20 protein-coding genes, 15 tRNA genes and 2 rRNA genes are annotated in these 20,018 nt (G+C 42.2%); 4 read left to right on the forward strand and 33 right to left on the reverse strand.

The features are described 5' to 3' along the window. Position 1 precedes the first annotated feature (1 nt). The 15 genes from N7Z68_RS19130 to N7Z68_RS19200 form a co-directional block, all read right to left on the reverse strand. Positions 2-340, reverse strand: coding sequence for a hypothetical protein (locus N7Z68_RS19130; RefSeq protein ID WP_275120086.1), 339 nt, complete (start codon positions 338-340; stop codon positions 2-4). A 298-nt stretch (positions 341-638) separates the two neighbouring features. Beyond that, positions 639-986: a head-tail connector protein gene (locus N7Z68_RS19135; RefSeq protein WP_275120087.1), complete on the reverse strand. Its 348-nt coding sequence runs from the start codon at positions 984-986 to the stop codon at positions 639-641. Between the two features lie 3 nt (positions 987-989). Then, positions 990-1,277: a hypothetical protein gene (locus tag N7Z68_RS19140; protein WP_275120088.1), complete on the reverse strand. Its 288-nt coding sequence runs from the start codon at positions 1,275-1,277 to the stop codon at positions 990-992. Between the two features lie 14 nt (positions 1,278-1,291). Further along, a complete protein-coding gene (locus N7Z68_RS19145; RefSeq protein ID WP_275120089.1) occupies positions 1,292-4,606 on the reverse strand; it encodes a DUF6273 domain-containing protein in 3,315 nt (1,104 codons plus the stop codon). A 35-nt stretch (positions 4,607-4,641) separates the two neighbouring features. After that, the gene (locus tag N7Z68_RS19150; protein WP_275120090.1) at positions 4,642-5,001 is read right to left on the reverse strand and encodes a hypothetical protein; all 360 of its coding nucleotides are present in this window, start codon (positions 4,999-5,001) and stop codon (positions 4,642-4,644) included. A gap of 18 nt (positions 5,002-5,019) precedes the next feature. Beyond that, positions 5,020-5,148, reverse strand: coding sequence for a hypothetical protein (locus tag N7Z68_RS19155; RefSeq protein WP_275120091.1), 129 nt, complete (start codon positions 5,146-5,148; stop codon positions 5,020-5,022). Between the two features lie 53 nt (positions 5,149-5,201). After that, positions 5,202-6,026 (reverse strand): N4-gp56 family major capsid protein, encoded by an 825-nt coding sequence (locus N7Z68_RS19160; RefSeq protein WP_275120092.1) that lies wholly within the window; start codon positions 6,024-6,026, stop codon positions 5,202-5,204. A gap of 24 nt (positions 6,027-6,050) precedes the next feature. Continuing rightward, positions 6,051-6,668 (reverse strand): capsid assembly scaffolding protein Gp46 family protein, encoded by a 618-nt coding sequence (locus N7Z68_RS19165; protein WP_275120093.1) that lies wholly within the window; start codon positions 6,666-6,668, stop codon positions 6,051-6,053. 432 nt (positions 6,669-7,100) lie between these two features. Then, positions 7,101-8,540: a phage portal protein gene (locus N7Z68_RS19170; RefSeq protein ID WP_275120094.1), complete on the reverse strand. Its 1,440-nt coding sequence runs from the start codon at positions 8,538-8,540 to the stop codon at positions 7,101-7,103. Between the two features lie 17 nt (positions 8,541-8,557). Beyond that, positions 8,558-9,796 carry a PBSX family phage terminase large subunit gene (locus N7Z68_RS19175; RefSeq protein WP_275120095.1) on the reverse strand — a complete coding sequence of 413 codons (1,239 nt, stop codon included), beginning with the start codon at positions 9,794-9,796 and terminating at the stop codon, positions 8,558-8,560. Then, a complete protein-coding gene (locus N7Z68_RS19180; protein WP_275120096.1) occupies positions 9,786-10,199 on the reverse strand; it encodes a terminase small subunit in 414 nt (137 codons plus the stop codon). The genes N7Z68_RS19175 and N7Z68_RS19180 overlap by 11 nt, the downstream gene beginning before the upstream one ends. Before the next feature lie 148 nt (positions 10,200-10,347). Then, positions 10,348-10,863 carry an RNA polymerase sigma factor gene (locus N7Z68_RS19185; protein WP_275120097.1) on the reverse strand — a complete coding sequence of 172 codons (516 nt, stop codon included), beginning with the start codon at positions 10,861-10,863 and terminating at the stop codon, positions 10,348-10,350. Further along, entirely contained in the window at positions 10,860-11,300 is a 441-nt protein-coding gene (locus N7Z68_RS19190) for a hypothetical protein (protein WP_275120098.1), read from the reverse strand. Before N7Z68_RS19190 ends, N7Z68_RS19185 begins: the two co-directional genes overlap by 4 nt. Then, a complete protein-coding gene (locus tag N7Z68_RS19195; protein WP_275120099.1) occupies positions 11,290-11,571 on the reverse strand; it encodes a hypothetical protein in 282 nt (93 codons plus the stop codon). The genes N7Z68_RS19190 and N7Z68_RS19195 overlap by 11 nt, the downstream gene beginning before the upstream one ends. Positions 11,572-11,667: 96 nt before the next feature. Further along, positions 11,668-12,432 carry a hypothetical protein gene (locus N7Z68_RS19200; RefSeq protein WP_275120100.1) on the reverse strand — a complete coding sequence of 255 codons (765 nt, stop codon included), beginning with the start codon at positions 12,430-12,432 and terminating at the stop codon, positions 11,668-11,670. A gap of 142 nt (positions 12,433-12,574) precedes the next feature. Here N7Z68_RS19200 and N7Z68_RS19205 point away from each other — a divergent pair, with 142 nt between their 5' ends. Beyond that, positions 12,575-13,990, forward strand: coding sequence for an ApeA N-terminal domain 1-containing protein (locus tag N7Z68_RS19205; RefSeq protein WP_275120101.1), 1,416 nt, complete (start codon positions 12,575-12,577; stop codon positions 13,988-13,990). Positions 13,991-14,067: 77 nt separating this feature from the next. On the opposite strand, the gene N7Z68_RS19210 is transcribed toward N7Z68_RS19205, so the two are convergent. Then, positions 14,068-15,105: a hypothetical protein gene (locus tag N7Z68_RS19210; protein WP_275120102.1), complete on the reverse strand. Its 1,038-nt coding sequence runs from the start codon at positions 15,103-15,105 to the stop codon at positions 14,068-14,070. Between the two features lie 178 nt (positions 15,106-15,283). On the opposite strand from N7Z68_RS19210, the gene N7Z68_RS19215 reads away from it, so the two are divergent. The 3 genes from N7Z68_RS19215 (at position 15,284) to N7Z68_RS19225 (ending at position 17,893) form a co-directional block, all read left to right on the forward strand. Further along, positions 15,284-15,427 carry a ribbon-helix-helix protein, CopG family gene (locus N7Z68_RS19215; RefSeq protein WP_275120103.1) on the forward strand — a complete coding sequence of 48 codons (144 nt, stop codon included), beginning with the start codon at positions 15,284-15,286 and terminating at the stop codon, positions 15,425-15,427. 915 nt (positions 15,428-16,342) lie between these two features. After that, entirely contained in the window at positions 16,343-16,660 is a 318-nt protein-coding gene (locus tag N7Z68_RS19220; protein ID WP_275120104.1) for a DUF771 domain-containing protein, read from the forward strand. A gap of 123 nt (positions 16,661-16,783) precedes the next feature. Then, positions 16,784-17,893 (forward strand): site-specific integrase, encoded by a 1,110-nt coding sequence (locus tag N7Z68_RS19225; protein WP_275120105.1) that lies wholly within the window; start codon positions 16,784-16,786, stop codon positions 17,891-17,893. 132 nt (positions 17,894-18,025) lie between these two features. On the opposite strand, the gene N7Z68_RS19230 is transcribed toward N7Z68_RS19225, so the two are convergent. The 17 genes from N7Z68_RS19230 to N7Z68_RS19310 all read right to left on the reverse strand — a co-directional run. Next, positions 18,026-18,110: transfer RNA gene (locus tag N7Z68_RS19230), tRNA-Leu, on the reverse strand. 51 nt (positions 18,111-18,161) lie between these two features. Further along, positions 18,162-18,250, reverse strand: a tRNA-Leu gene (locus N7Z68_RS19235). Between the two features lie 30 nt (positions 18,251-18,280). Continuing rightward, positions 18,281-18,355, reverse strand: a tRNA-Cys gene (locus tag N7Z68_RS19240). An 8-nt stretch (positions 18,356-18,363) separates the two neighbouring features. After that, positions 18,364-18,438 (reverse strand) — tRNA-Gly (locus N7Z68_RS19245). A 3-nt stretch (positions 18,439-18,441) separates the two neighbouring features. Further along, positions 18,442-18,516 (reverse strand) — tRNA-Gln (locus N7Z68_RS19250). A gap of 16 nt (positions 18,517-18,532) precedes the next feature. After that, positions 18,533-18,606, reverse strand: a tRNA-Trp gene (locus N7Z68_RS19255). Positions 18,607-18,621: 15 nt separating this feature from the next. After that, positions 18,622-18,706 (reverse strand) — tRNA-Tyr (locus N7Z68_RS19260). A gap of 82 nt (positions 18,707-18,788) precedes the next feature. Further along, positions 18,789-18,864: transfer RNA gene (locus N7Z68_RS19265), tRNA-Thr, on the reverse strand. A gap of 5 nt (positions 18,865-18,869) precedes the next feature. Continuing rightward, a tRNA-Phe gene (locus N7Z68_RS19270) sits at positions 18,870-18,945 on the reverse strand. 142 nt (positions 18,946-19,087) lie between these two features. Then, positions 19,088-19,163: transfer RNA gene (locus N7Z68_RS19275), tRNA-Asp, on the reverse strand. 76 nt (positions 19,164-19,239) lie between these two features. Beyond that, a tRNA-Met gene (locus N7Z68_RS19280) sits at positions 19,240-19,316 on the reverse strand. Positions 19,317-19,332: 16 nt separating this feature from the next. After that, positions 19,333-19,408 (reverse strand) — tRNA-Val (locus N7Z68_RS19285). Between the two features lie 19 nt (positions 19,409-19,427). Next, a tRNA-Glu gene (locus N7Z68_RS19290) sits at positions 19,428-19,502 on the reverse strand. A gap of 21 nt (positions 19,503-19,523) precedes the next feature. Beyond that, positions 19,524-19,617, reverse strand: a tRNA-Ser gene (locus tag N7Z68_RS19295). 5 nt (positions 19,618-19,622) lie between these two features. After that, positions 19,623-19,698 (reverse strand) — tRNA-Asn (locus tag N7Z68_RS19300). An 11-nt stretch (positions 19,699-19,709) separates the two neighbouring features. Beyond that, a 5S ribosomal RNA gene (gene rrf / locus N7Z68_RS19305) occupies positions 19,710-19,825 on the reverse strand. 68 nt (positions 19,826-19,893) lie between these two features. Beyond that, positions 19,894-20,018, reverse strand: a 23S ribosomal RNA gene (locus tag N7Z68_RS19310); the annotation flags it as partial.

Consider the following 20,018-nt stretch of genomic DNA (forward strand, 5'->3'; position numbering starts at 1 on the left):
ATCACCTCAATGCCTTTCCGACGTTGCTTTTGACGTTGTCTGCAAATTGGCTGGCATGGTTGTTGATACTGGACTCCAGATACTTGTTCTGGCGCCCTCCTTGGAAGTCCATCGGCTTTTCATGCACAATCGCTGCGTAAGGCTCGTGATAAGCCACAACGGCTGAGTTCTGGTCGTGAACGACCTCCCCCGAGTTCATTAACGCGCCAGTATCCAGTGGCACTTTGCTGTTGGATTCCTTTAAGACACTCTCAGCGGTTTCCAGCGTGCTTTTGCTTACAGCAGCTTGTACTTCACGCTGTATCTTGTCGCCGAACCACTTGGTTTTGGTTATCTTCATTTCAGCAACACCTCCATGCAGCTGTCGGTCCAGCTTTTAATAGGAACAATGGAGATGACATAGTAATCATGGGAGTCAACCACAACTTTGCTGTTCATCGTTAAAGGGGTTTTAGGCGGAAACACAGCGAGGGCGGTTGAGATTACTTCCTCACCGTTGCTGGTTGTCACAACCTTTTGTGAAGGCTCCAGGTAGCACCTGGAGAAATGCGGGATGTCGTCTAAGACCGGGCCGTAAGCGCCGTGTCCTAGCGACTTGTAGAAAGTAGCTTTCTGTTTCATAAGGAAGTTTGGTATCCTCATCGAATACCAACTCCCCTGTATAAGAGTCCTACACGCGCTAGGATGCGTCTGGCTCTCGGGGCCAGTGTAGGAAGTCCGTTACTGCCATAATCAAGTGAGAACTTACTGATGTTGAAGGACTTGATGTTCCCGAGGATGTCGGTTGATTCATCGAGCGTGAGCCAAAACTCTACTTGAGCACATGCGGCCTGCCTAGCAACCTCTCCTTCTCGGAGTCGGTTCTTTGTAGCATAATCGAGGAACTCACTTGCTCTTAATAGCAATCGGTTGATGTCACTCGGAAAGTCAGCATCGGTTAGTTCCAGGTATTCTTTTAAATCTTCAAGCGTTGCGTAGCTGTTCAATGCCTACACCCCCTGCGTCCATTCTCGAAGGAGTGGCCGGCGGCCCGTAAGCCACTTGCCTTCAAACACTCCTGAGAATTCGTAGTAGTAAGGTGTGGCGCCTTCTGGAACAACGTAGTCATATTGGAATACTCCAACACCTTGCTGCTCCAGATCCGCTTGAGGAACCGTGAGAATAGCCCGTTTACGTTCGTCGTATATGGTTAACGTTACTTCTTGTACGTCGTAACGGAAGCCACTTTCGTTGGAAAATTCCACCCGCAATGTTGCGGTATTGCCTATTAGCGCCATGTTCTCACCTCCGGCTATTTAAAGTTACTGGTTAATGTTAGCGTGATTTCAGAGTCATGAAGAACAATTCTCGCTTCTTCTACACTTAGTTTCACGTTAGTTTCGACTTCAGATAAGGTAACGAGTGGAATAGCTCCTCTACGCGCCTCTACGACGCTGGAGTGCATTCTGCTTACATAACTCGCAACTGTTCTGACTGATTGGCCGTCGTTCTCCCTAGTAACTGCGTAAGTATGAAACGCCTTAACGTGAGAATGGACGGTTGCTTCTCGTTTCGCTTCGGAAACAGAGCCGCTGTCTATTGGCTTTACATGCGTCTCTACTGCTGTCACGCGTTCAGCAACTCTTGTAGAAGTAGTTGTGACATTCGCGACGTAATTAGTGACGTCTTTATTTGCCCTTACAATTCTACTATTACTGCTGTATATCGGCTTACTCACAGTAGTCACAACAAAAGTTTTAGATTTTGAGCTAATTGTTTCTGTTGTTACACTGGAATACACTTTCTCGACGTGTGAGACGCCCTCTGCGGTGCGCTTTACAGCTACCTCAGCTGTAGAGGCAATAGGAGCCATATGTGACGCTACAACGGCTGTCGTGCGCTTCACTGGTTCTGTCACAACGGATGTTGTAATCAATGTCAGCTGTGATGTCACTACTTGTGTTGTACGTTTCGATGGCTCTGCTGTCACATGATGTGTAATAGGACGCATGTAAGAGTTCGCAATACGTTCCAGCGTCGACTTCTCCCCGAAAGCGCTGCTTCCTATCTCTTTGGCGTATGAGACAGTTTCTACTGACTTTATCTTGCTGACAGAAACAGTAGTCATTATCTTCGCGACGTGTGTACTTGCTATTGCTACTGCCTGCCTCACGTTCCCCTGGACGATTGGAGAAACATGGCTGTTAACATGAGCGGATGCTTTTCTTGCGGCGGATCCGTTACTTGCTATTTCAGCAGCGTAGGAGACGGCTTCTAACGACTGTTTCTTACTCATCACAGCTGATGACATGATTGATGTCACTCGTGATGTCACAGCAACTGTCACTCGCTGTACTGTTTCTGTTGTCACTCCTTGCGTCACTGGAGACATAAAGGATGATGCAACTCTTGTTACAGCACGTTCCGTAACGGCTTCTGAAGATGATTGGAGCGGCTGCATGTAAGAAGATATGTCGAACTCTTCTTTCGTCTCTCTGAACGCCTTAGAAGTGATAGGAGAAACATAAGAGGTTACTCTTACAACCTCGTTGCGAATTTCAGGCATGATAGGGTCGTAAATCAGCGTGTAGACGCCGTTTTCATCTGGCTCTTCATCAACAAAGATGCTGCCATCCATGTTAATAGCCGGACGCATGGCTACAGACCCGAAGTTTGGATAGAGCTGTCCGTGCCATTCATCTCTGAATGAGTTTGTGGCATAGAAGCGGATCCGTCTTTCGCCGTCAAACAAGTCAGGAGTACGGAAGTACCATCCTGTCGGCTCAAACGTGAACCTAGTCACGCCAGACGTATCAGTGTCAATCGCTTCCTGTGTTGGGTACGCATAACGGATAAGCGAATGGACGTCTTCTGGGAGCGGCGCCCCTTCCTCTATGTCAGCTGTTAAGCCAGCTTCTGCTTGGGATAAGAAGAAGACTCTGTCGCTTGTTGTGTACGTTCCTTCCGTCCCTGCAGCGTGTGTTTCTACTTCTGTTGCGAGTAAGTTACTCTCGAAGCGACTGCCAAAGCCAGCCATGAAACCTGGTTCTGTGTGGTACGGATTATGATGGACAGCTTCTGGTGTAACGCCAGCGTTTAACGCAGTTTTGCGATTCAACCATTGACGCATATGAGAGTTTTGCCAGTCTTCTCGTCCATGACGGTTCACGCCAGTGCCTGAGTTCTTATCGCCGTCAGCAGCTCCTGAGAACGGCTTGAAGCTTAGAGCATGACGAGCAAGTAGCATCGTTGCTCCCGTAGGTGCTCCTGGATGGTTCTGAGAAACAACTATCCATTCGATTGAGCGGCCATTGTAGCGTGTATTTGTGTCTTTGATTACCGTACCCAAAGGAAGATCAGCAATCTTATGTCCTCTGGCACGAAGCAGGAAGGCGTGTACGTCACTATGGATAGCACTTACTCTGTTTGTAGCAACAGAAGTCTTTACAACGCTACTGACGTTGTCTGTGCCAATGCTGTCTACAGAAGTAGTTACATTGCTAACACGTTGTATGTGACGTTGTGCGTGTGTTTTTATTGATGTCACTTTTGATGTAACTGTTACTGTCACTCGTGATGTCGCTATTTCAGCGGATGATACAATCGGTCCTGCGCGTGTCTCTACGTGCCTCACGGCAATTGCAGAAGCAAGTTTAGCACTCGATTCAATCGGTTTCATGTAGCTGACGCTTTCAGACGTCTGTGTAACGCCTAAAACGGCAGATGAGTAGATAGGAGACATATAAAATGATGCCGAAGCTACACGTTTCCTCTGTGTAGTCAAGGAAAGGGTAATGCTATTTAGAAAAGAACTGACAACTACTTCTCTAATTGTAGGCTCTGGTCCTAAGTTAAGTTTTTCTATAGTAACATAACCGTGAGATTCTCCAATAGCCTCTTCATTGTCTTGGTCTGTACCAGCATTATAAGAGCCAGCACCTCCACCAGAAAGAGTAGTGACATCTGTAGTCCCTTGAGTTACTTGGCCGTGCCCACCTGTGTATCCACCACCCCCTCCAGCGCCACAGTGCCGAAAGTTGTTAGCGACGGCATATCTAGCAGCTCCGCCTCCACCAAATCCACCTTCAGTAGAGTTAGTGAGCGTCGAATGACCACCCTCACCGCCACCTATAAATCTAACACCACCAAGGCTGGCTCCGTCTCCTAGGAATCCTCCACCACCACCGGTAAAACGAGTGTCACTACCAGATACATTTCCACCTCTACCTATTGATGCGGTTCCTATCCTGGCTTCTTCAGTAATCGTAGCGTCAGAACGGAGTTCTCTACGGTCTAAATTTCCTCCACCACCGCCACCGCCAGCTACAATGAGTGGGGTGTTATCTAGTGTAGCGACGAACGTACCTCCGCCACCACCATAATAATGAAGTCGGGTACTGACATTAAGTTGAAAAAAACCTGAGACACCTTCTTGTCCAACAAGTATTTTCAAGTCTTCTCCTTCGACTAGGTCAAATACACCGGACATCTTTGCGCCTCTACCTCCCCAGAAACCAGCACCTTTTGCTCCTACAGCTGTTATACGATAACTTCCTGTTTCAGGAACTGTCCACTGCTGGACTACTCCCGTATGCCCCGTATGTGTATTAGTAAAAAGTGTTGCCAACTCACTCACCTCCCTTTATTAAACAAAGGGGTGAGTTATGCACCCACCCTAGGAACTTCGATTCTATGACGCACTGTGATTTGGTCTTCCGTTGTTGCCATTTCAAACAGTGCAAAGTCTGTTACAGGAGCTAGAGCGTCTCCTCCGCTCGCCTGGCCAAAGATAACAGAGCTGTTAAACTTCTGAGGAAGAGAGATTTCAGCGTCGTCTCCTTTTAGAACGATACTCAATTCAAGCGTCTGAGCGTCTGGAGCGTGTGTCCAGCTTACACGAGGGTCATCTGTACTTAAACGAACCACAGGGTTTCCTGCGTCGTCTCGCAGCTCAATAAACTTCCATGAGTTCTCCATGTGTGTACGGATATTCTGGTATCCAGCTAAAGTAATTTCTTGCATGGTTAGTACCTCCTAGGTTTACTCTGATTTTTTAGGCTTTTTAGGAGCTTTAGAAGCTGCTTTTGTACTCTGGCTTACAGCTTCTTTTGACTTCACATCTTTAGAAGCTTCCTGAGCACGTTTTTTCTTATGACGTTGCAATAACATCGTTTATTCCTCCTTTAGAGCTTCAGAGGGGCTTAGAATGCGCCCCTCTTTCACTAAGCTTTAGATACAACACGGATTACTTTGCTGTCATCGGATAAATGAGCAATACAGTGTTGATCTGCAGAGATAGCCGTTGTTTTCGCTAGGATGTCTCTATCAGTCTCAAGTTCTACACTTTTCTTTAGGTAGATTGTTAGAGCCCCTGTTTTTACGATGATATTTTCGAATTTACCAGCAACGGCTTCGATCTTACGAGAGACCATTACTTGGCACTCACCTAGCATTCCAATAACTCCAGGCATTAACGGTTGGATACCGTAGTCAACCATTACTCGAGGTGATAAGAAGTTCTCATCAGCACGTACTTCTCTTGCTTGGGAAGGTGCGATAAAGATAAGTTTTGCTTCTTCCTCTTCGTCATTGAACTTATCAGTTGCATCTAGAATTAAAGATTCAGAGATTGCTTCCGTTCCGTCACCAACAAACAATGTAGCGCCTTTCAAAGCTGCTAAACAAGAATTGTCTACTCCAGCTGCAATAGATTTTTTAATTTGGTCTTTCGCATTCCCTACTGGATCACCATAGCCAGATAAGACTGACTCATCCGTAAGCTCTACAGCTTTACCGAATTTAACAATCTTAGCCTCGTCTGTTTCTGTTTCCATTTTAGTAAGATCGATTGCTTCGCCCTCTGCCACAACTTCGGCATCGCCAATGTACTTGTATGCAGGAACCGTAATGGTATTACCAGGCTGTCCAACTAATGTGTCATCAAGATTTGCAAGGGGAGCAAATCGAATAGCAGCTGGAAGCTCTGCAGCAATCATATCTGCCATTACTTCGGGATTTATTAAGTCTTGGATTTTTGTTACACTCATGGTTCATTCCTCCTGGGATCGTTGTTATTTTGTTGTGAAACTTCGGTAGAGTTCGGGGTTAGTGTTATAGAGGTTTACTTTCTCCTTGTAGCTAAGAGCATTAAATTGCTCAAGCGTCATTCCCTTGTTGCTTCCTTTGGAGAAATCGGATCCACCTTTGGAAACTTCCGGCTTTGATACAAGCTCAGGGAAATCAGTGACGATCGCTTTAATAGCCATCTTCACGCCTTTTTCATATACTTCGCCTTCTTCAGTAACCAACTCTGGAACTTCTAAGTCAGCAAGCTTTAGAACGTAGTTAAGTTTCTTTGCCTCGATGCCAAGGGCCAGCGCTTGCACCTTCGCTTCCGCAAGAACCAACTTCTCACTTGCTTTCAAAGAGGATTCAGTAGCTTTCTTTTCTGCCTCTTCCTTTTCATGCCTTACACGCTCCAACTCATCCATGTTGGCTTTCTTACGTTCTTCCTCCAGCGCTTTTTCCCACTGCTTACGCTCTCTAGCCAATCGTTTCGTAATGATGTCATCCAGATCTTGTTGTGAAAACTGCTTCTCGTCCTGGGTGTCATTCTGTTGATTGTCTAAAGCTGGGTCTTGCTTATCATCAACTGCTGGATTGTTTACGTTTGTGTTCACGTCTGTCATATATAACTACCTCCAAGTTTAACGTCCTTGTGGACAGCCTTAGCAGCAGTTTAGAGTCATGAGCTAGTATCGGACATTATCCTCAATCCCTTGTGTACCAAGGGATAAAGAGCTATTAAGCAAAGGCGGTATAGTAAGCGACTTCACTTTATGCGCTAGCAAGTCACATCTCACTACCAATCTGTTCTAATCTTTAGAGGATATATCCAAAAAAGCATAGCTGAACGGTTTGACATTGCCCTATTTAATAAAGCTAAGTAAGGTTTGAACGCGCCACCCCTTGTGTACCAACGGATTCAGCGATTTTAGCAAAGGCGGTATAGTAAGCAAGCTTTTCTATCCTCAACGGGCACTCGAGTGCCCATTTACTGCAATAAGTTTGTGTAACCTTACATAAGTGGGCATTTAGTGCCCGTTTGCTCACACGGTTAACTAACTCCTTGCAAACTCTTGTAAAATACCATCTACCTCGTTTTGAATTCGGTCTTCACTCCAAGTCGGATGCAGCATCTTCACTCTGGTATAAACCGTTGAGGATTGAGCTTTAAAGAGCATATCGACAGTTTTAGCAGTCGTCTCTAAATCTGTGTGAACTGGAGAAAAGGTAACAGTTGGTCTATAGACCGTAATCTTTCCACCCAGTTTGTTGTTGTAGATTTGCTGAGCCACTGTGAGAATGTCCTCAATCGCTGCACGCCAGAAGTTTGCTTTTTTCTCCCTTGTCACCATCGTCTTGCGCTCACGTATGTTCAGCGCTGTTCCACTCTCAGCTCTTCCTTCGATTTTTAAACCAAAGGACTGAGGAGAATAACCAGCGTGTGTGATGATGCGATCCAGCAACTCTAGCGCCGTCTGTCTGTGCTCGTTGGTACGAATATCAAACTGGTTCATGGTTATGCCGACTTTCTCCATCGACGTTGGGTCAATATCCAAAGTGGAGTAGACTTCTCGTTCTGCATCGAACACGCCGCCGTGCTGAGTAGGCATTAACCATTCTTCTGGCACAATGATGCGTGCTTTGGATAAGTTGATGTCTCGCATCCAAGAACTGTAGGTAGCGTCTAGCGAATCCATAAGCCCTTCTGTCCCTGCGAAATCTGATTGACCGATGCTTACTCCTCGAAACATTCGGTTAGGTTTCATATTAGGAATGTAGCGGCAGCATAAGGAGTCAATCCCAGTAACGATTTCATCTGGCAGCCCCTGCGTTTCCGGAAGGAAGTTCAGAGCAATTCTTTTTCCTAACAAATCCTCAGACCCTCTGTAAAGGCTGTTATAGATGTGACCTGGTGTATGTTGCTCCAGAAGCCGATACACAACGTTATCGTCCTCTCTGATCGTCATCCAGAAAGTTACGCTGGTTAAAATACCAAACTTAAACTCTGGTATAGCTGTATCCGCTTGAGCAACGCTGATAATTGGAAATGGAGATAATGACTTATCCCAGTTCACCTTTAAGTACACACCGCCTAAAGCTGAAGCAAACTCACCCGCTTCACTTAAGAGGCTGTCTAGGTTCATTCGGTCCATCATATCCACGAGAACATCTTGAGTTGTGGTTGCGTCTTTAGCAGCCTTCTGCTCGTGTGCTTCATCAACCGACACGCTGATTGGCTTGGAGAACAATAAGTCGCTGCTTGTAGCGGCTAAATCAGAAGCAACTGGAACTCGTAGGCGTGTAGATACTTCATCACTTACTTGGCGCGCCCAGAAACGTCCGTTTTGATTAGGGGAGAAAGGTTTCTTAGAGTAGTAGTTTGCGAGGCGTTGTGCGTCGCCACTGTATAAAGCAGCGTGCTCTTCAAACTTGTCGTAGATTTCGGCCCATTCTTTTGGAGGCCATTGTTGATTCTCTTCATACTGTTTAGGCAAGGTATCACCTCCTCAATCTAAGTGATGTTAGCGGTGTAAATGGCATAGCGTAAGGCATCTACACAACCATCGTTTTGTTTTAGAACTGCATCCTCTTGTCCATCTATCCAAGAGTAACTTTGCATTTCTTTAATGGTGTTTTTACAACTCTTGTGGATGTGTAAGCGATTCTGAGCAATTAAGTTTTGAACGGAAGCTATTCCTTCAACGACATTCTTTTTGGCCTTCACAACGCCTCTTACTTTGTCCTTGTATAGTTGTGCAATAAAGTGAGTCGCAGCAGAGTCTACATAGGCGCGATTGATGCTACGGTAGGTCTTCTGATGTTTTTGGAAGAAGTTCTGGAAGTCAATAGAGTATTCAGAAGGACTTTTCTGTCGGCCACTTTCACGGCCAGAGTGGTAGTATTCATCGAGGACATAGACCTTTTTACTTCTGCCTATTCCGAGGAGGAGGAATACAGTGGAGTTTTGTGTTCCATAGTCAGCGCCGATCAGCGTTTCTACGATTGGTTCATCGATGGAGCTAACAGTCATGCTCTCAACATCAAATGCATCATAGACTAGACCTTCCGCCAGGACGAATTCTCCGTCGATGTAACGCTTTTTAAAAACGCCGGAGTACATATTTCGTAACCTGTTCTTTGCTTTGTCTGCGAGGGAGTTGTTATCGTCCATCGTGAAACGGATAACGAGTGCATTCTTTTCTTTTGCCTTGTCGATGATGTCTGTTTTAAACCAATGGAGCGGCGAGCCTGGGTTTAAGTTCATGAAATACTTCGCGCCATTTACAGAGCAGCGACCAAAGGCTTGTTCTACGAAGGAACGGGGCATAAGCACAACTTCGTCTAAGTAGGCTCCTGCAGCGGTTAGTCCCTGGAGCGGCTCAAAAGAACGTTCGTTGACGCCTCCGAAGAGGTAGTAGCGATGCATGCCGATAAGTAGCAGTCCTTCGCCGACTTTGTATTCATAATCAATGCCTAGCGTGTTTAGCATCTCAATCATTGGCATTAGGACGTTTCGTTTTAAGGCACTTGCGCTTCTTCCTGCGAGGATGAAGTTCTGCGATTCAGGGAAGCTTTTAAGCGACCAGAAAACAAACGAGAGGATCATGGAGATGGTCTTACCTGACCGGATGGCTCCGTAGGCAACAATCATATGTTTATCTTTGTGAGGCGATTCATCGGTCCACCAGCTAAGCACTTGCTTCTGCTTATTTGAGAATGGCTTAAACTGAAAACCTTCACTATTGCTCATGGTCTTCCTCATTCCAAGTTGGTGCGTTAGAGCCTGTGAGAGCCTCTATGAAGTTCGTTATGTCATGCAGAGGACCTTGAGCTTGGTTATCGCTAAAGATGAATCTATAGAGCATTTCAATCGCTTTTAACTGGTTTTGTTTCGAAATTTCACGGTTTTCATCATCTAATCCCATAGCAAGTTGATGGAGCTTCTCCTGGATTAATGTATCGTTCTTTACTAGGTTGTTTTTCTTTTCTTCGAACAGCTCTTCTATCTTTTCCTTAACGCCTGGCATGTTCATTACTCGATAGCCAGAATTATGGTTATTGGCATATCCAGCTAAACGAGCCGAAAGGGAGGCGTTTAAGGTTCTGACATAATGGTGACAGAATAGCTCCTGCTTTTTATTCAATTGAGTCATTACCTCTCTCCTTTCGGTAGATTTCTTTTGTGAGGATGAAAACAGGACATAAACTCTATGGAGGGTTAACGAGGAAATGGAGAGATTATTGTTCATGCCCTGCTTTGGAGGCTTACAATCTATTAACAGGTCGGTAGTCTGCTTTTTTTCACTTTTTTAATAAATCTCTTATTTGTTCTTCGCTTTTCTTGGTATCACGATAGACTTTTGCAAGTGTCACACCATGCTTAGAAGCAATTTGTTGGTATGTCTTGTCTTCCAATATTCGTTCACGTAAGAAAGGCTTGTCCATAAGTAAATTAGTAATCTCGTTTTCCTCTAGGGTGTCTTCATTTGGGAAAGTAAATGTGTTTTGGAGGGCTTCGTTGTATTCGCATTCACGATGCTGTTGAGAAGCTCTTTTTTCTGAAAGGTTTTTTACTAAGCCGCGGATGGCTTGGTTTAAGTAAGAGGTAACTTGTGGTGAGCTATTAAAAATGAGGTTGTTAGCTCTGCTCGTTATCATAATGTAGATTTCGCTTACGATTTCATCTTCTTCAAAGTGTAGGGTTTTGCTTACGGTTGTTTTAATGATCGAACTTACATATTTGTTCTCAATGAGTTCCAGAAAGGCTTCTGTGTTGCCAGACTTGAAGTCAATGAAGATAGTCATCAAGTCTCTCATATGGCATTTCTCCTACTGAGAAGCTTTTGACCAGTCCAGCCTCTTTTTAATCTACTGTGGAATGTTTTAGGGTTGATACCATACTTCCTGCAAACCTGAGCACAAGTGAATGTTTCATTACCAATCTTGATTAGGCGGTTATTTCTACGGTTGTTCTGTTGTTCTTGATGAGTTGCAAAGCGACAATTAATAGGTTCATAGTCGCCATTTACATCGATACGATCCAACTGTAATCTGTCGTCATAACCATTCTCCATCGCCCAATGATAGAATTCAGCGAAGTCCGATAACCATTGATCACATACCTCAATTCCCCTTCCACCATAGTTGCGATAATTTCTACTGTTTTGGTTATAGCAGCGGCGCTTCATGTCATACCAGATTTTATAAAGCCTACGGTTTCTATTGCCTTGTAGGAGACCATGTTTAATTGTCATTTTGCATCCCTCCTACCTGTTGTGAATAGGAGTAAATGTCATCAATGATGGACATCCTTTCTTGATGGCTATTAATTTGAGCTATTTGTATAAGCATTCTTATTGCTAAGCGCTGCTCGATGCTATCCGAAATTGCATAACATCTATTAGCTACTATTTGTGCTTCTTGTACTCTATTTTCTTCAAGATGTATTAACGCATGAGTGAAATACTCATTTGCTTTCTCCTGTCGTGATATGTCCTGTTTTATTGCTTCAACCATCTTTTCCATTCTCCATTCCTCCTAGAGATTAATAAGACAATTTTTTCTGTCTCAATAACTCCATTACTCTGGAATGAAGGCTATTTACACATTTCCTATAAAAATTTATTTAGGGGTATTTTTTTCCTTCAAATATTTAGGTATGAGCCACAGATACTCCCTCACATCTTCTTTAAAACGTGCATAATACATATTCAAACTTCCATAAGAAATACTATGTTTCTCAGAAACTGCTTTTATATTTGCAGCTCGGTTATTAGAAGTTGTCCGCCATTCTAATCTCTCAATTGCAGAGTCTAAGCAATCATGAATCATTTCAACGTACTTTTCCTTTGGAATTGTCTTATAGTTGTGCATCATGTATTGTTCAGAGGCGAAATCTTTAACCATTTCATACAGGAGTTTAGGAAGCTTTTGTTCTTCCTTTTCAACCAGGACGATCTCTGGAGACGGAGCGTGGTAATCAGAAAGGATCTTTTCATATAAGTATTCATTCTCTGTCAATGAATCGAGGGGAACGAAGTGAGTTCTTCTATATGGATCTTTACTATTATGACGTTCGATATTGAGGTAGTTATAATTTAAGTAATCTAGCATTTTCATCCATACTGTCTTAAACCAATATTTTCGTGCCGTATCTATATCATCAGAAAATTTATCTGATTTTAGTTGTTCGTAGTATTCATAGGCAAATGATAGTGCATCAATCTTTATGTGTGAAAGACTACCTTTATAAGTTACCTCTATTGAATTGTTATCGATCCACTTTCTCACCTTGTTCAAAATATAGGGCGTGTAATTTTCAAAGTAGTCATCTGCCCCTACTTTATAGAAGTCAATCATATCTGCTGTAGTTAATGTTGTTGTCATAACCAGCCTCCTCTTTACTGGTTTAACAGTTTTCCTTTAAATTATTTTTCAGTGCTACCTATATCCTATAAAATAAAAGGAGATGTTAATATTAAAATAACTAATTGTAGAAAAGTAGAGATTGAAATAGGAGATGGGGATAATGAATGTGAGTTTATCAGCAACTGGATCTTGGAAAGTAGATAATTCTAATCAACAGTATTACGGTGACTTATACTTAAACAAAGATGAAGGAGGGATAGTTCTTTATATTCGAATACCTAATAGCGGCCCTATGATGAGTTATTTGGAACTACCTCTCACCATCCCTTTCATTACCGGAACGACAGCAAATGGAGCGGAAATTACACTTGTTGATTGTGTACGAATAAGTACCGAAAGCAGGATTGGTTCTGAAGAAATATTCGGTTACCAAGCAACATTTATGTTTAATGGTGTTGCATTCGAAAAAGAAGAAGATATCAGCTTTACAAAAATGAAAATTAGTATTCCAGGAATAATTCAATGGGGAGATACCTCAAACTATGTAATCCCTGAAATAGGCGATAAAGAAACTCTTATAGGGTTAAAGACTATAGAGCCCATAGAAATATACTCATGTGAAGATTACACTTTAACTTACGAGTTAACCTTTAGCTATCCATTTGAAATGATGAAAGAGGAAATTACCCTAGAACAAGTTCCATACCTTGTTATTGAAGCTCAGTCGCCCCATCAATTAGAATGGTTCATCAAAATAGGCAATCAAATGAAAACTCTTATAGAGATAGCTATGGGTAGCCCATTGGGATTCAATACTATGATTGTAGAATCTCCTGAAGTATATCATGAGTTTGAAGATGGTAAGAAACGTATTCGTCCGTTAGAAGTTGTTCATGCATATACACAAAACAAAATTAAAGAAAACAACAATAAAAGAATATTAAAACATGAATTTTTATTTAATTTAAGCGAGCTTAATCAAGCAAATTTTCAAAAATGGCAAGAAATATCGACCATTATGGAACCAATAATAGAATTGTATATCGACAGCTTATACAACCGTAAATTGTCAGTAAGTCGACATTTTTTGAATATGATACAAGCATTAGAAACCTATCATTCTCGTAGAATTACCTACTCTCTTCGTGACTATAAGAAAAGAGTAGAACAATTACTGGAATTAAGACACGAATCCTTTCGAGAGGAAGATAAGAAGTTTCTATTAGGGGGTTGTAAAGACTTTGTCACATTAAGATGTCGCCTAGCTCACCTGTTACTAGCAGACTATAGATTCTGCTTTCATACTGGCGATTTCAAATTAAAAGACTTTCCACAGATAGTTGCTAATACAAGGAATTACTATACTCACTATAATCAAAACCTAGAACATAAAGCTCTAAAAGGAGAAGAGTTAATAACCGCATTCCATATCCTCCGAAACATACTAGAATTCTACTTACTAAAAGAGTTGGGGTTTGAAGAGGAATTTATTCATGAAAGAATTAGAGAAAGAATAAGGCCCATAATGACTAACATTGAAATAAAGAAGGCCAATAAGCGAAAATATGATAAATAACTTCTAGGGCGCCTTTGACAAGGCGCTCCTTTTTATCTATTATTTAATTAGGATTATTTTATTGTCTTTGGTGTGAGCTATTTAGCTTGCGCCTCTTTTTTGTCTTTTGTGCTATTTTGTTCCATCGATTGTTCAAATGAAAAAAGATGGCCTACTTTTGAAATGAACAGTTCTTTATCTTCATCCACAATAAATTCCTGGAAAGCTTCTCTAACACTTTCTAACTCTATTTTATTTACACCACTGGCTGGTCCGATATAGTTAGCCCCCTCTACTTCTGCCCATAATGTCAATGTTGAAACTGTACTTGGAATAGGCTTATCCTCTACCTCAAACGATTCTTCAATGCTAAGGTATAAATCATCCTCATGAACTTTTTCAAATTCAGTGATTTCTTTTTGTGCATTTTGTACTTTTTCCTCAAGGACAGCTATTCTAACCTCTTCTACAATATCCAACGCTGATGGATCTGTGTTAGTAGTTGTTCGTTGAGCTTGATAAGCCTGCTCGATGGCATTCCTGTAAGCATTAGAAGTTAGCTCCCCTTCTTCTATAAACTTTTTAGATTTAATCTTTTCATACTCACTCTTCTTAACAGTCATGGCTTCCCATAGATACTCTCGAAACAGGCCATATAATTCTACTGATAATCTTGCAGCTGGCTTTCGGTAGCAAGGGTTAATGTAATACTCCACTCGCTCTAATTTATCGTTGTAGCTTTCTTTAATAAGCTGCAACCTTTTAAGCTTAGCCATAAACCTCTGGAGCTCCTTCCTTTCCATAATGTCAACAATCTCTGCTATTTCCATAAAATCTGCAGCCTTAGCCACTTTACGCTTGTTGACGACTATCATGTTTTGACTGTTGATATTCTTGTCTCGAATTAACTGTTGAAACCTTCTAACATCGGCAGCTGAGAATTTTGAATTCTTACTTATCCCCTCTGACTCTTGTTCCTTTTCAAATAACTCCCAAATGTCATGTGGAGCTGAATACTTCTTTGGAAAGAATGGCACGCCACCATTCGCATACACCTCTTTTAACTGGATTTCATCAAGCTTTGCTAAATACTCTCCCTTTTCGTTAACTAATAACTTTACAATTTTATTTGCCATCCCGCCCACTCCCTCGTTTATCTCTTAATAGCTGTATTACTAGTAAATATTCCTTTATCCACATTGACCCGAACAAATTGTTGTTTCTATTTATGATTTTAATACGTATATACGTATTACGTCAATACTCATTTACTTATATACGTATATACGGTAAAATATTATTGAGGTGAACGATATGAGAAAAAAATTCACAACTACTCTGGACGAAGAGTTGATAAAGAAAATTAAACTGCGTGCCATTCAAGAAGACACGGACGTCTCTAAACTTCTTGAAAAGTTGATCCAAGAATACCTTTATGAGAAAACAGAAAAAGAGTAAGCAAAAAAGCCTAACCCAATGAAACTTTCAGATGGTTAAGGCTTTTTTTCATATAAGATTATGGGCAAAAAACGGGGGGATTTTTCCCACTCTATTTAGATAACGTGGGAATTTTCCCCACTTGCTTTTTCATTATTACCAATGCTTCGGAGCCGTTTTTGAGAGAGTGTTCCTTACTATTGTATTAAGTACAAGCTTCTCTACCTCAACCTCTACTCTACTACTTCGTCACGAGATGATCCCCTTGGGATCCCTCGTTCCTCTATGCTGCATTGAGTATTCATTTATGTAGTTCAAGGGCCGGCCGCCCCATACGTGTGATGTAGCTAGTTTTGCAGATACAGTTTGGCTATTAATAAACATGCTTTTCTTAACAGCTAAAAGCTACTTGAAATTCAGGCATCTTTTATTCCTTAAGAAGCTACTAGGCCGCCGCCACGAGTCTTTATTGAATACAAACAGCTTCATTATCATAAGGTAGCTTTTCCGTACTCAGAATCGTCTTAGGCGCCGCCTCAAGATGTTTTATGAATAAAAAAGCTACTAAAAACTTCGAAAACTGAATTAGATATTGGCAAGGCATAAACATAGGTACAGTTGCAAACCTCTCCAAAAATTTTATTATGAGCAGATTGGATTGACAACTTTTCGAGTATTTTATAAATTGTAAGTAAGCAATTAAATATTGAATTTACTACATTAGAAAACTTTAAATAATACACACACAGATAAAACGCGAATGCGATAAGTCAATAACAGCTTCTTACAAGAAGTCTGTTCTTATCGGTCGCGTTTTTTTGTTTGGATTTATATACCCCACAAATAACGGACCATACGCCACTGACGATAAGGTTGCTAATTTAGCTACTATTGCCTAATGCAATAGCATCTCACTTTACACTGGAGGAAAATTTCATGCAACAACTATCAGTTAATCTAACTATCCCTATCCCAAGTGATTCAGTACTTATCTCAAAAGCAGAACTGGAAGAATTAAAACAGCAACAATTAGTTGGACTTTATTGGTCAATGAAAGACCTTGAAACAAGAGTTAATCGAAAGCAAGTATGGATTAAACAGAACATCCTTTATCCTTCAAAGTTTCGAGAGCAGCTTGATGTTGATTCAGGTGGATTTGTCTTCTATCCCAAAACTAAAGGGCAAACATGGTCCTTTCATGCATCAAAAATGGCGGAGTTTTTGGAGAATAATTTTCACCGAATATTTTCTTAGTACTACCTTTAATTACTGTTCTATCGGAAAAGGATTCACTACAACTTTGAAATAAAAATTGTTATGATAAGGGTGACCTATCTCAGCCTGGCCACCCTTACCAATAAAAAGTGAGGGGAAAGTATGGCTAGCATTCAAAAACGAGGAAAAACCTATCAATATACTGTCAGTCATTATGTAAATGGTAAAGCACAACCTTTAAGAAAAGGAGGGTTCAGAACAAAAAAAGAGGCTCAAATAGCTGGGGCAGAAGTGGAAGCCCAATTGAGTAAAGGAATTGTTCCCCATCTGATGCCAGCACCTATAGATGAGTATTTTGATAAGTGGGTTAAGCTCTACAAATCTACTTTAAGTGTTACAACCCAACGACATTATCAATATACATCCAAGGCAATCAAAGCATATTTCGGGAGCACACCTTTACAAGAGATTACTAGACACGATTATCAGATGTTTTTAAACGAGTATGGCTCTAACAAAGCACGGGAAACCGTAGAAAAGTTAAATACTCATATCCGTGCTTGTGTAAAGGATGCAGTTGAAGAGCAGATTATACACCATGATTTCACAAGAAAAGCTAAATTAACATGGACAACGCCTTCTAAAAGGTCTATTGAGAAACATCTGAATTATCAAGAGAGTGAGCTACTTTTAAGAGAAATTCGGAACAGGCTTGATAAAGGATTGGGCTACTCCTTATTACTTTTAGCTTTGACTTCAGGTATGCGTTTTGCTGAGTTAGTCGGACTTACACGAAGTGATTTTGACTTTGTAAAAAACACAATCACCATTAGTAAAACGTGGGGCTATATGAAAAGAAGTCCAGAAGGGTTTGGTCCAACAAAAAACGAACAATCAAATCGAACAATAAAAATGGATCAACGAACAATGCTTCATTTCAAAAAGTTGTTTGCATCCACACCTAACAATATTCATAAATTAGTTTTTTACAGTCCTAAGTCTAAATACAAAGTCATTTGCAATACGGCGGCAAACAATCTTTTAAAGAAAGTCTTAACTGAACTTGGCATAGAACCAATAACGATGCATGGGCTCAGGCACACGCACGCCAGTGTTCTCCTGTATAAAAAAGTTTCAATATATTATGTAAGTGAGCGCTTGGGTCACAGCGATATTGAGACAACTTTAAAAGAATATACCCACGTAATTAAGGAGTTACGTGAAGAAGATGAGCTAGGAACGGTGAAAACATTTGAAGAAATGGTTGTGTAATATTTGTGTAATATCTAATGATTTTCTATGATTTCCACAGTTATCTGCAAACAATAAAAAAACTCACAAACATTGATATATCAACGTTTATGAGCTATCTGGTTATTTTAAAGTTAACGTAAAATATGTAGATGGTACCGGTGGTCGGGGTCGAACCGACACTCCCGAAGGAACACGATTTTGAGTCGTGCGCGTCTGCCAATTCCGCCACACCGGCATATAGCTAGGAATAAAAAAACACAGTCAAACTGTGTATGGTAAATTTAAATGGTGCCGAGGGCCGGACTTGAACCGGCACGGTAGTCACCTACCGCAGGATTTTAAGTCCTGTGTGTCTGCCAATTCCACCACCCCGGCAAGGGTATAAAGGACTTTACATATTTAAATTGGAGGCGGCAACCGGATTCGAACCGGTGAATAAAGGTTTTGCAGACCTTGGCCTTACCACTTGGCTATGCCGCCATATATTCTGGAGCGGAAGACGGGACTCGAACCCGCGACCCTCACCTTGGCAAGGTGATGTTCTACCACTGAACTACTTCCGCAAATGGCTGGGCTAGCAGGATTCGAACCTACGCATGACGGAGTCAAAGTCCGTTGCCTTACCGCTTGGCTATAGCCCAATAGTAAATTTTAAAATGGCAGGGGCAGTAGGAATCGAACCCACACTGACGGTTTTGGAGACCGTAGTTCTACCTTTAAACTATGCCCCTACATTTTGCGCTTAATGGTGGAGGGGGACGGATTCGAACCGCCGAACCCTCAGGGAGCGGATTTACAGTCCGCCGCGTTTAGCCACTTCGCTACCCCTCCAACATTCTGTAATGTTACTTATTATATCATATGTCACTCTACATCTAAAGTGATTTATTTTAATGTTATTTTATAAAACTACTGGTGCCGGCGAGAGGACTTGAACCCCCAACCTACTGATTACAAGTCAGTTGCTCTACCAATTGAGCTACACCGGCAAAAATGGTGGCTCGGGACGGAATCGAACCGCCGACACATGGATTTTCAGTCCATTGCTCTACCGACTGAGCTACCGAGCCTAATTCGGTCTGTGATAAGCTTCGAATTTCTTCGTCAACTTCCTTCACTCACGTCCTCATGTATCAAAATACAATCCGGCGTTCGTTCAGTTGTTTCCTCAAACTTCTTGCTTCTCTCAACCCTCTAATATGAAAATAATAATGGCGGTCCCGACGGGAATCGAACCCGCGATCTCCTGCGTGACAGGCAGGCATGTTAACCGCTACACCACGGGACCACTTTTGGTTGCACTCTTCAAGCACTACTTATATTATCTTCCTAGTAGTAATTCGAAGGAGATGCGATAATTATTTTGGTTGCGGGGATAGGATTTGAACCTATGACCTTCGGGTTATGAGCCCGACGAGCTACCAGACTGCTCCACCCCGCGGTAATATAAATTTATATGGTGGAGGATGACGGGCTCGAACCGCCGACCCCCTGCTTGTAAGGCAGGTGCTCTCCCAGCTGAGCTAATCCTCCATACAGAGTTTGATACTATTGGTGACCCGTACGGGATTCGAACCCGTGTTACCGCCGTGAAAGGGCGGTGTCTTAACCGCTTGACCAACGGGCCGTACATTTATAATAAATCCTCTGGCGGAGAGCGAGGGATTCGAACCCTCGAGACAGTTTGTCACCGCCTACACGATTTCCAATCGTGCTCCTTCGGCCAGCTCGGACAGCTCTCCATGTATGGCTCCACAGGCAGGACTCGAACCTGCGACCGATCGGTTAACAGCCGATTGCTCTACCAACTGAGCTACTGTGGAATAATATACAAGCCTAGCGACGTCCTACTCTCACAGGGGGAAGCCCCCAACTACCATCGGCGCTGAAGAGCTTAACTTCCGTGTTCGGCATGGGAACGGGTGTGACCTCTTCGCTATCGCCACTAGACTTTTAAAATTGAGAGTGGTTCTCTCAAAACTGGATAATGTGCTAGAAGAATTCAACGCTTTATTCATTTGGATAAGTCCTCGACCGATTAGTATCTCTCAGCTCCACGTGTCGCCACGCTTCCACCCGAGACCTATCAACCTCATCATCTCTAAGGGGTCTTACTTACTTAACGTAATGGGAAATCTCATCT

Source organism: Alkalihalobacterium chitinilyticum, from assembly GCF_029028005.1.
In the GTDB taxonomy this organism is placed as follows: domain Bacteria; phylum Bacillota; class Bacilli; order Bacillales; family Bacillaceae_F; genus Alkalihalobacterium; species Alkalihalobacterium chitinilyticum.

Bases quoted from the DNA above. Each gene is read 5' to 3' on its own strand.
- N7Z68_RS19225 (WP_275120105.1), top strand. From the start codon at position 16,784: ATGGCTAGCATTCAAAAACGAGGAAAAACCTATCAATATACTGTCAGT.
- N7Z68_RS19180 (WP_275120096.1), bottom strand. From the start codon at position 10,199: ATGACTCAATTGAATAAAAAGCAGGAGCTATTCTGTCACCATTATGTC.
- N7Z68_RS19190 (WP_275120098.1), bottom strand. From the start codon at position 11,300: ATGACAATTAAACATGGTCTCCTACAAGGCAATAGAAACCGTAGGCTT.
- N7Z68_RS19150 (WP_275120090.1), bottom strand. From the start codon at position 5,001: ATGCAAGAAATTACTTTAGCTGGATACCAGAATATCCGTACACACATG.
- N7Z68_RS19210 (WP_275120102.1), bottom strand. From the start codon at position 15,105: ATGGCAAATAAAATTGTAAAGTTATTAGTTAACGAAAAGGGAGAGTAT.
- N7Z68_RS19220 (WP_275120104.1), top strand. From the start codon at position 16,343: ATGCAACAACTATCAGTTAATCTAACTATCCCTATCCCAAGTGATTCA.
- N7Z68_RS19185 (WP_275120097.1), bottom strand. From the start codon at position 10,863: ATGAGAGACTTGATGACTATCTTCATTGACTTCAAGTCTGGCAACACA.
- N7Z68_RS19175 (WP_275120095.1), bottom strand. From the start codon at position 9,796: ATGAGCAATAGTGAAGGTTTTCAGTTTAAGCCATTCTCAAATAAGCAG.
- N7Z68_RS19140 (WP_275120088.1), bottom strand. From the start codon at position 1,277: ATGGCGCTAATAGGCAATACCGCAACATTGCGGGTGGAATTTTCCAAC.
- N7Z68_RS19160 (WP_275120092.1), bottom strand. From the start codon at position 6,026: ATGAGTGTAACAAAAATCCAAGACTTAATAAATCCCGAAGTAATGGCA.
- N7Z68_RS19200 (WP_275120100.1), bottom strand. From the start codon at position 12,432: ATGACAACAACATTAACTACAGCAGATATGATTGACTTCTATAAAGTA.
- N7Z68_RS19205 (WP_275120101.1), top strand. From the start codon at position 12,575: ATGAATGTGAGTTTATCAGCAACTGGATCTTGGAAAGTAGATAATTCT.
- N7Z68_RS19165 (WP_275120093.1), bottom strand. From the start codon at position 6,668: ATGACAGACGTGAACACAAACGTAAACAATCCAGCAGTTGATGATAAG.
- N7Z68_RS19215 (WP_275120103.1), top strand. From the start codon at position 15,284: ATGAGAAAAAAATTCACAACTACTCTGGACGAAGAGTTGATAAAGAAA.
- N7Z68_RS19155 (WP_275120091.1), bottom strand. From the start codon at position 5,148: ATGTTATTGCAACGTCATAAGAAAAAACGTGCTCAGGAAGCTTCTAAA.
- N7Z68_RS19195 (WP_275120099.1), bottom strand. From the start codon at position 11,571: ATGGAAAAGATGGTTGAAGCAATAAAACAGGACATATCACGACAGGAG.
- N7Z68_RS19130 (WP_275120086.1), bottom strand. From the start codon at position 340: ATGAAGATAACCAAAACCAAGTGGTTCGGCGACAAGATACAGCGTGAA.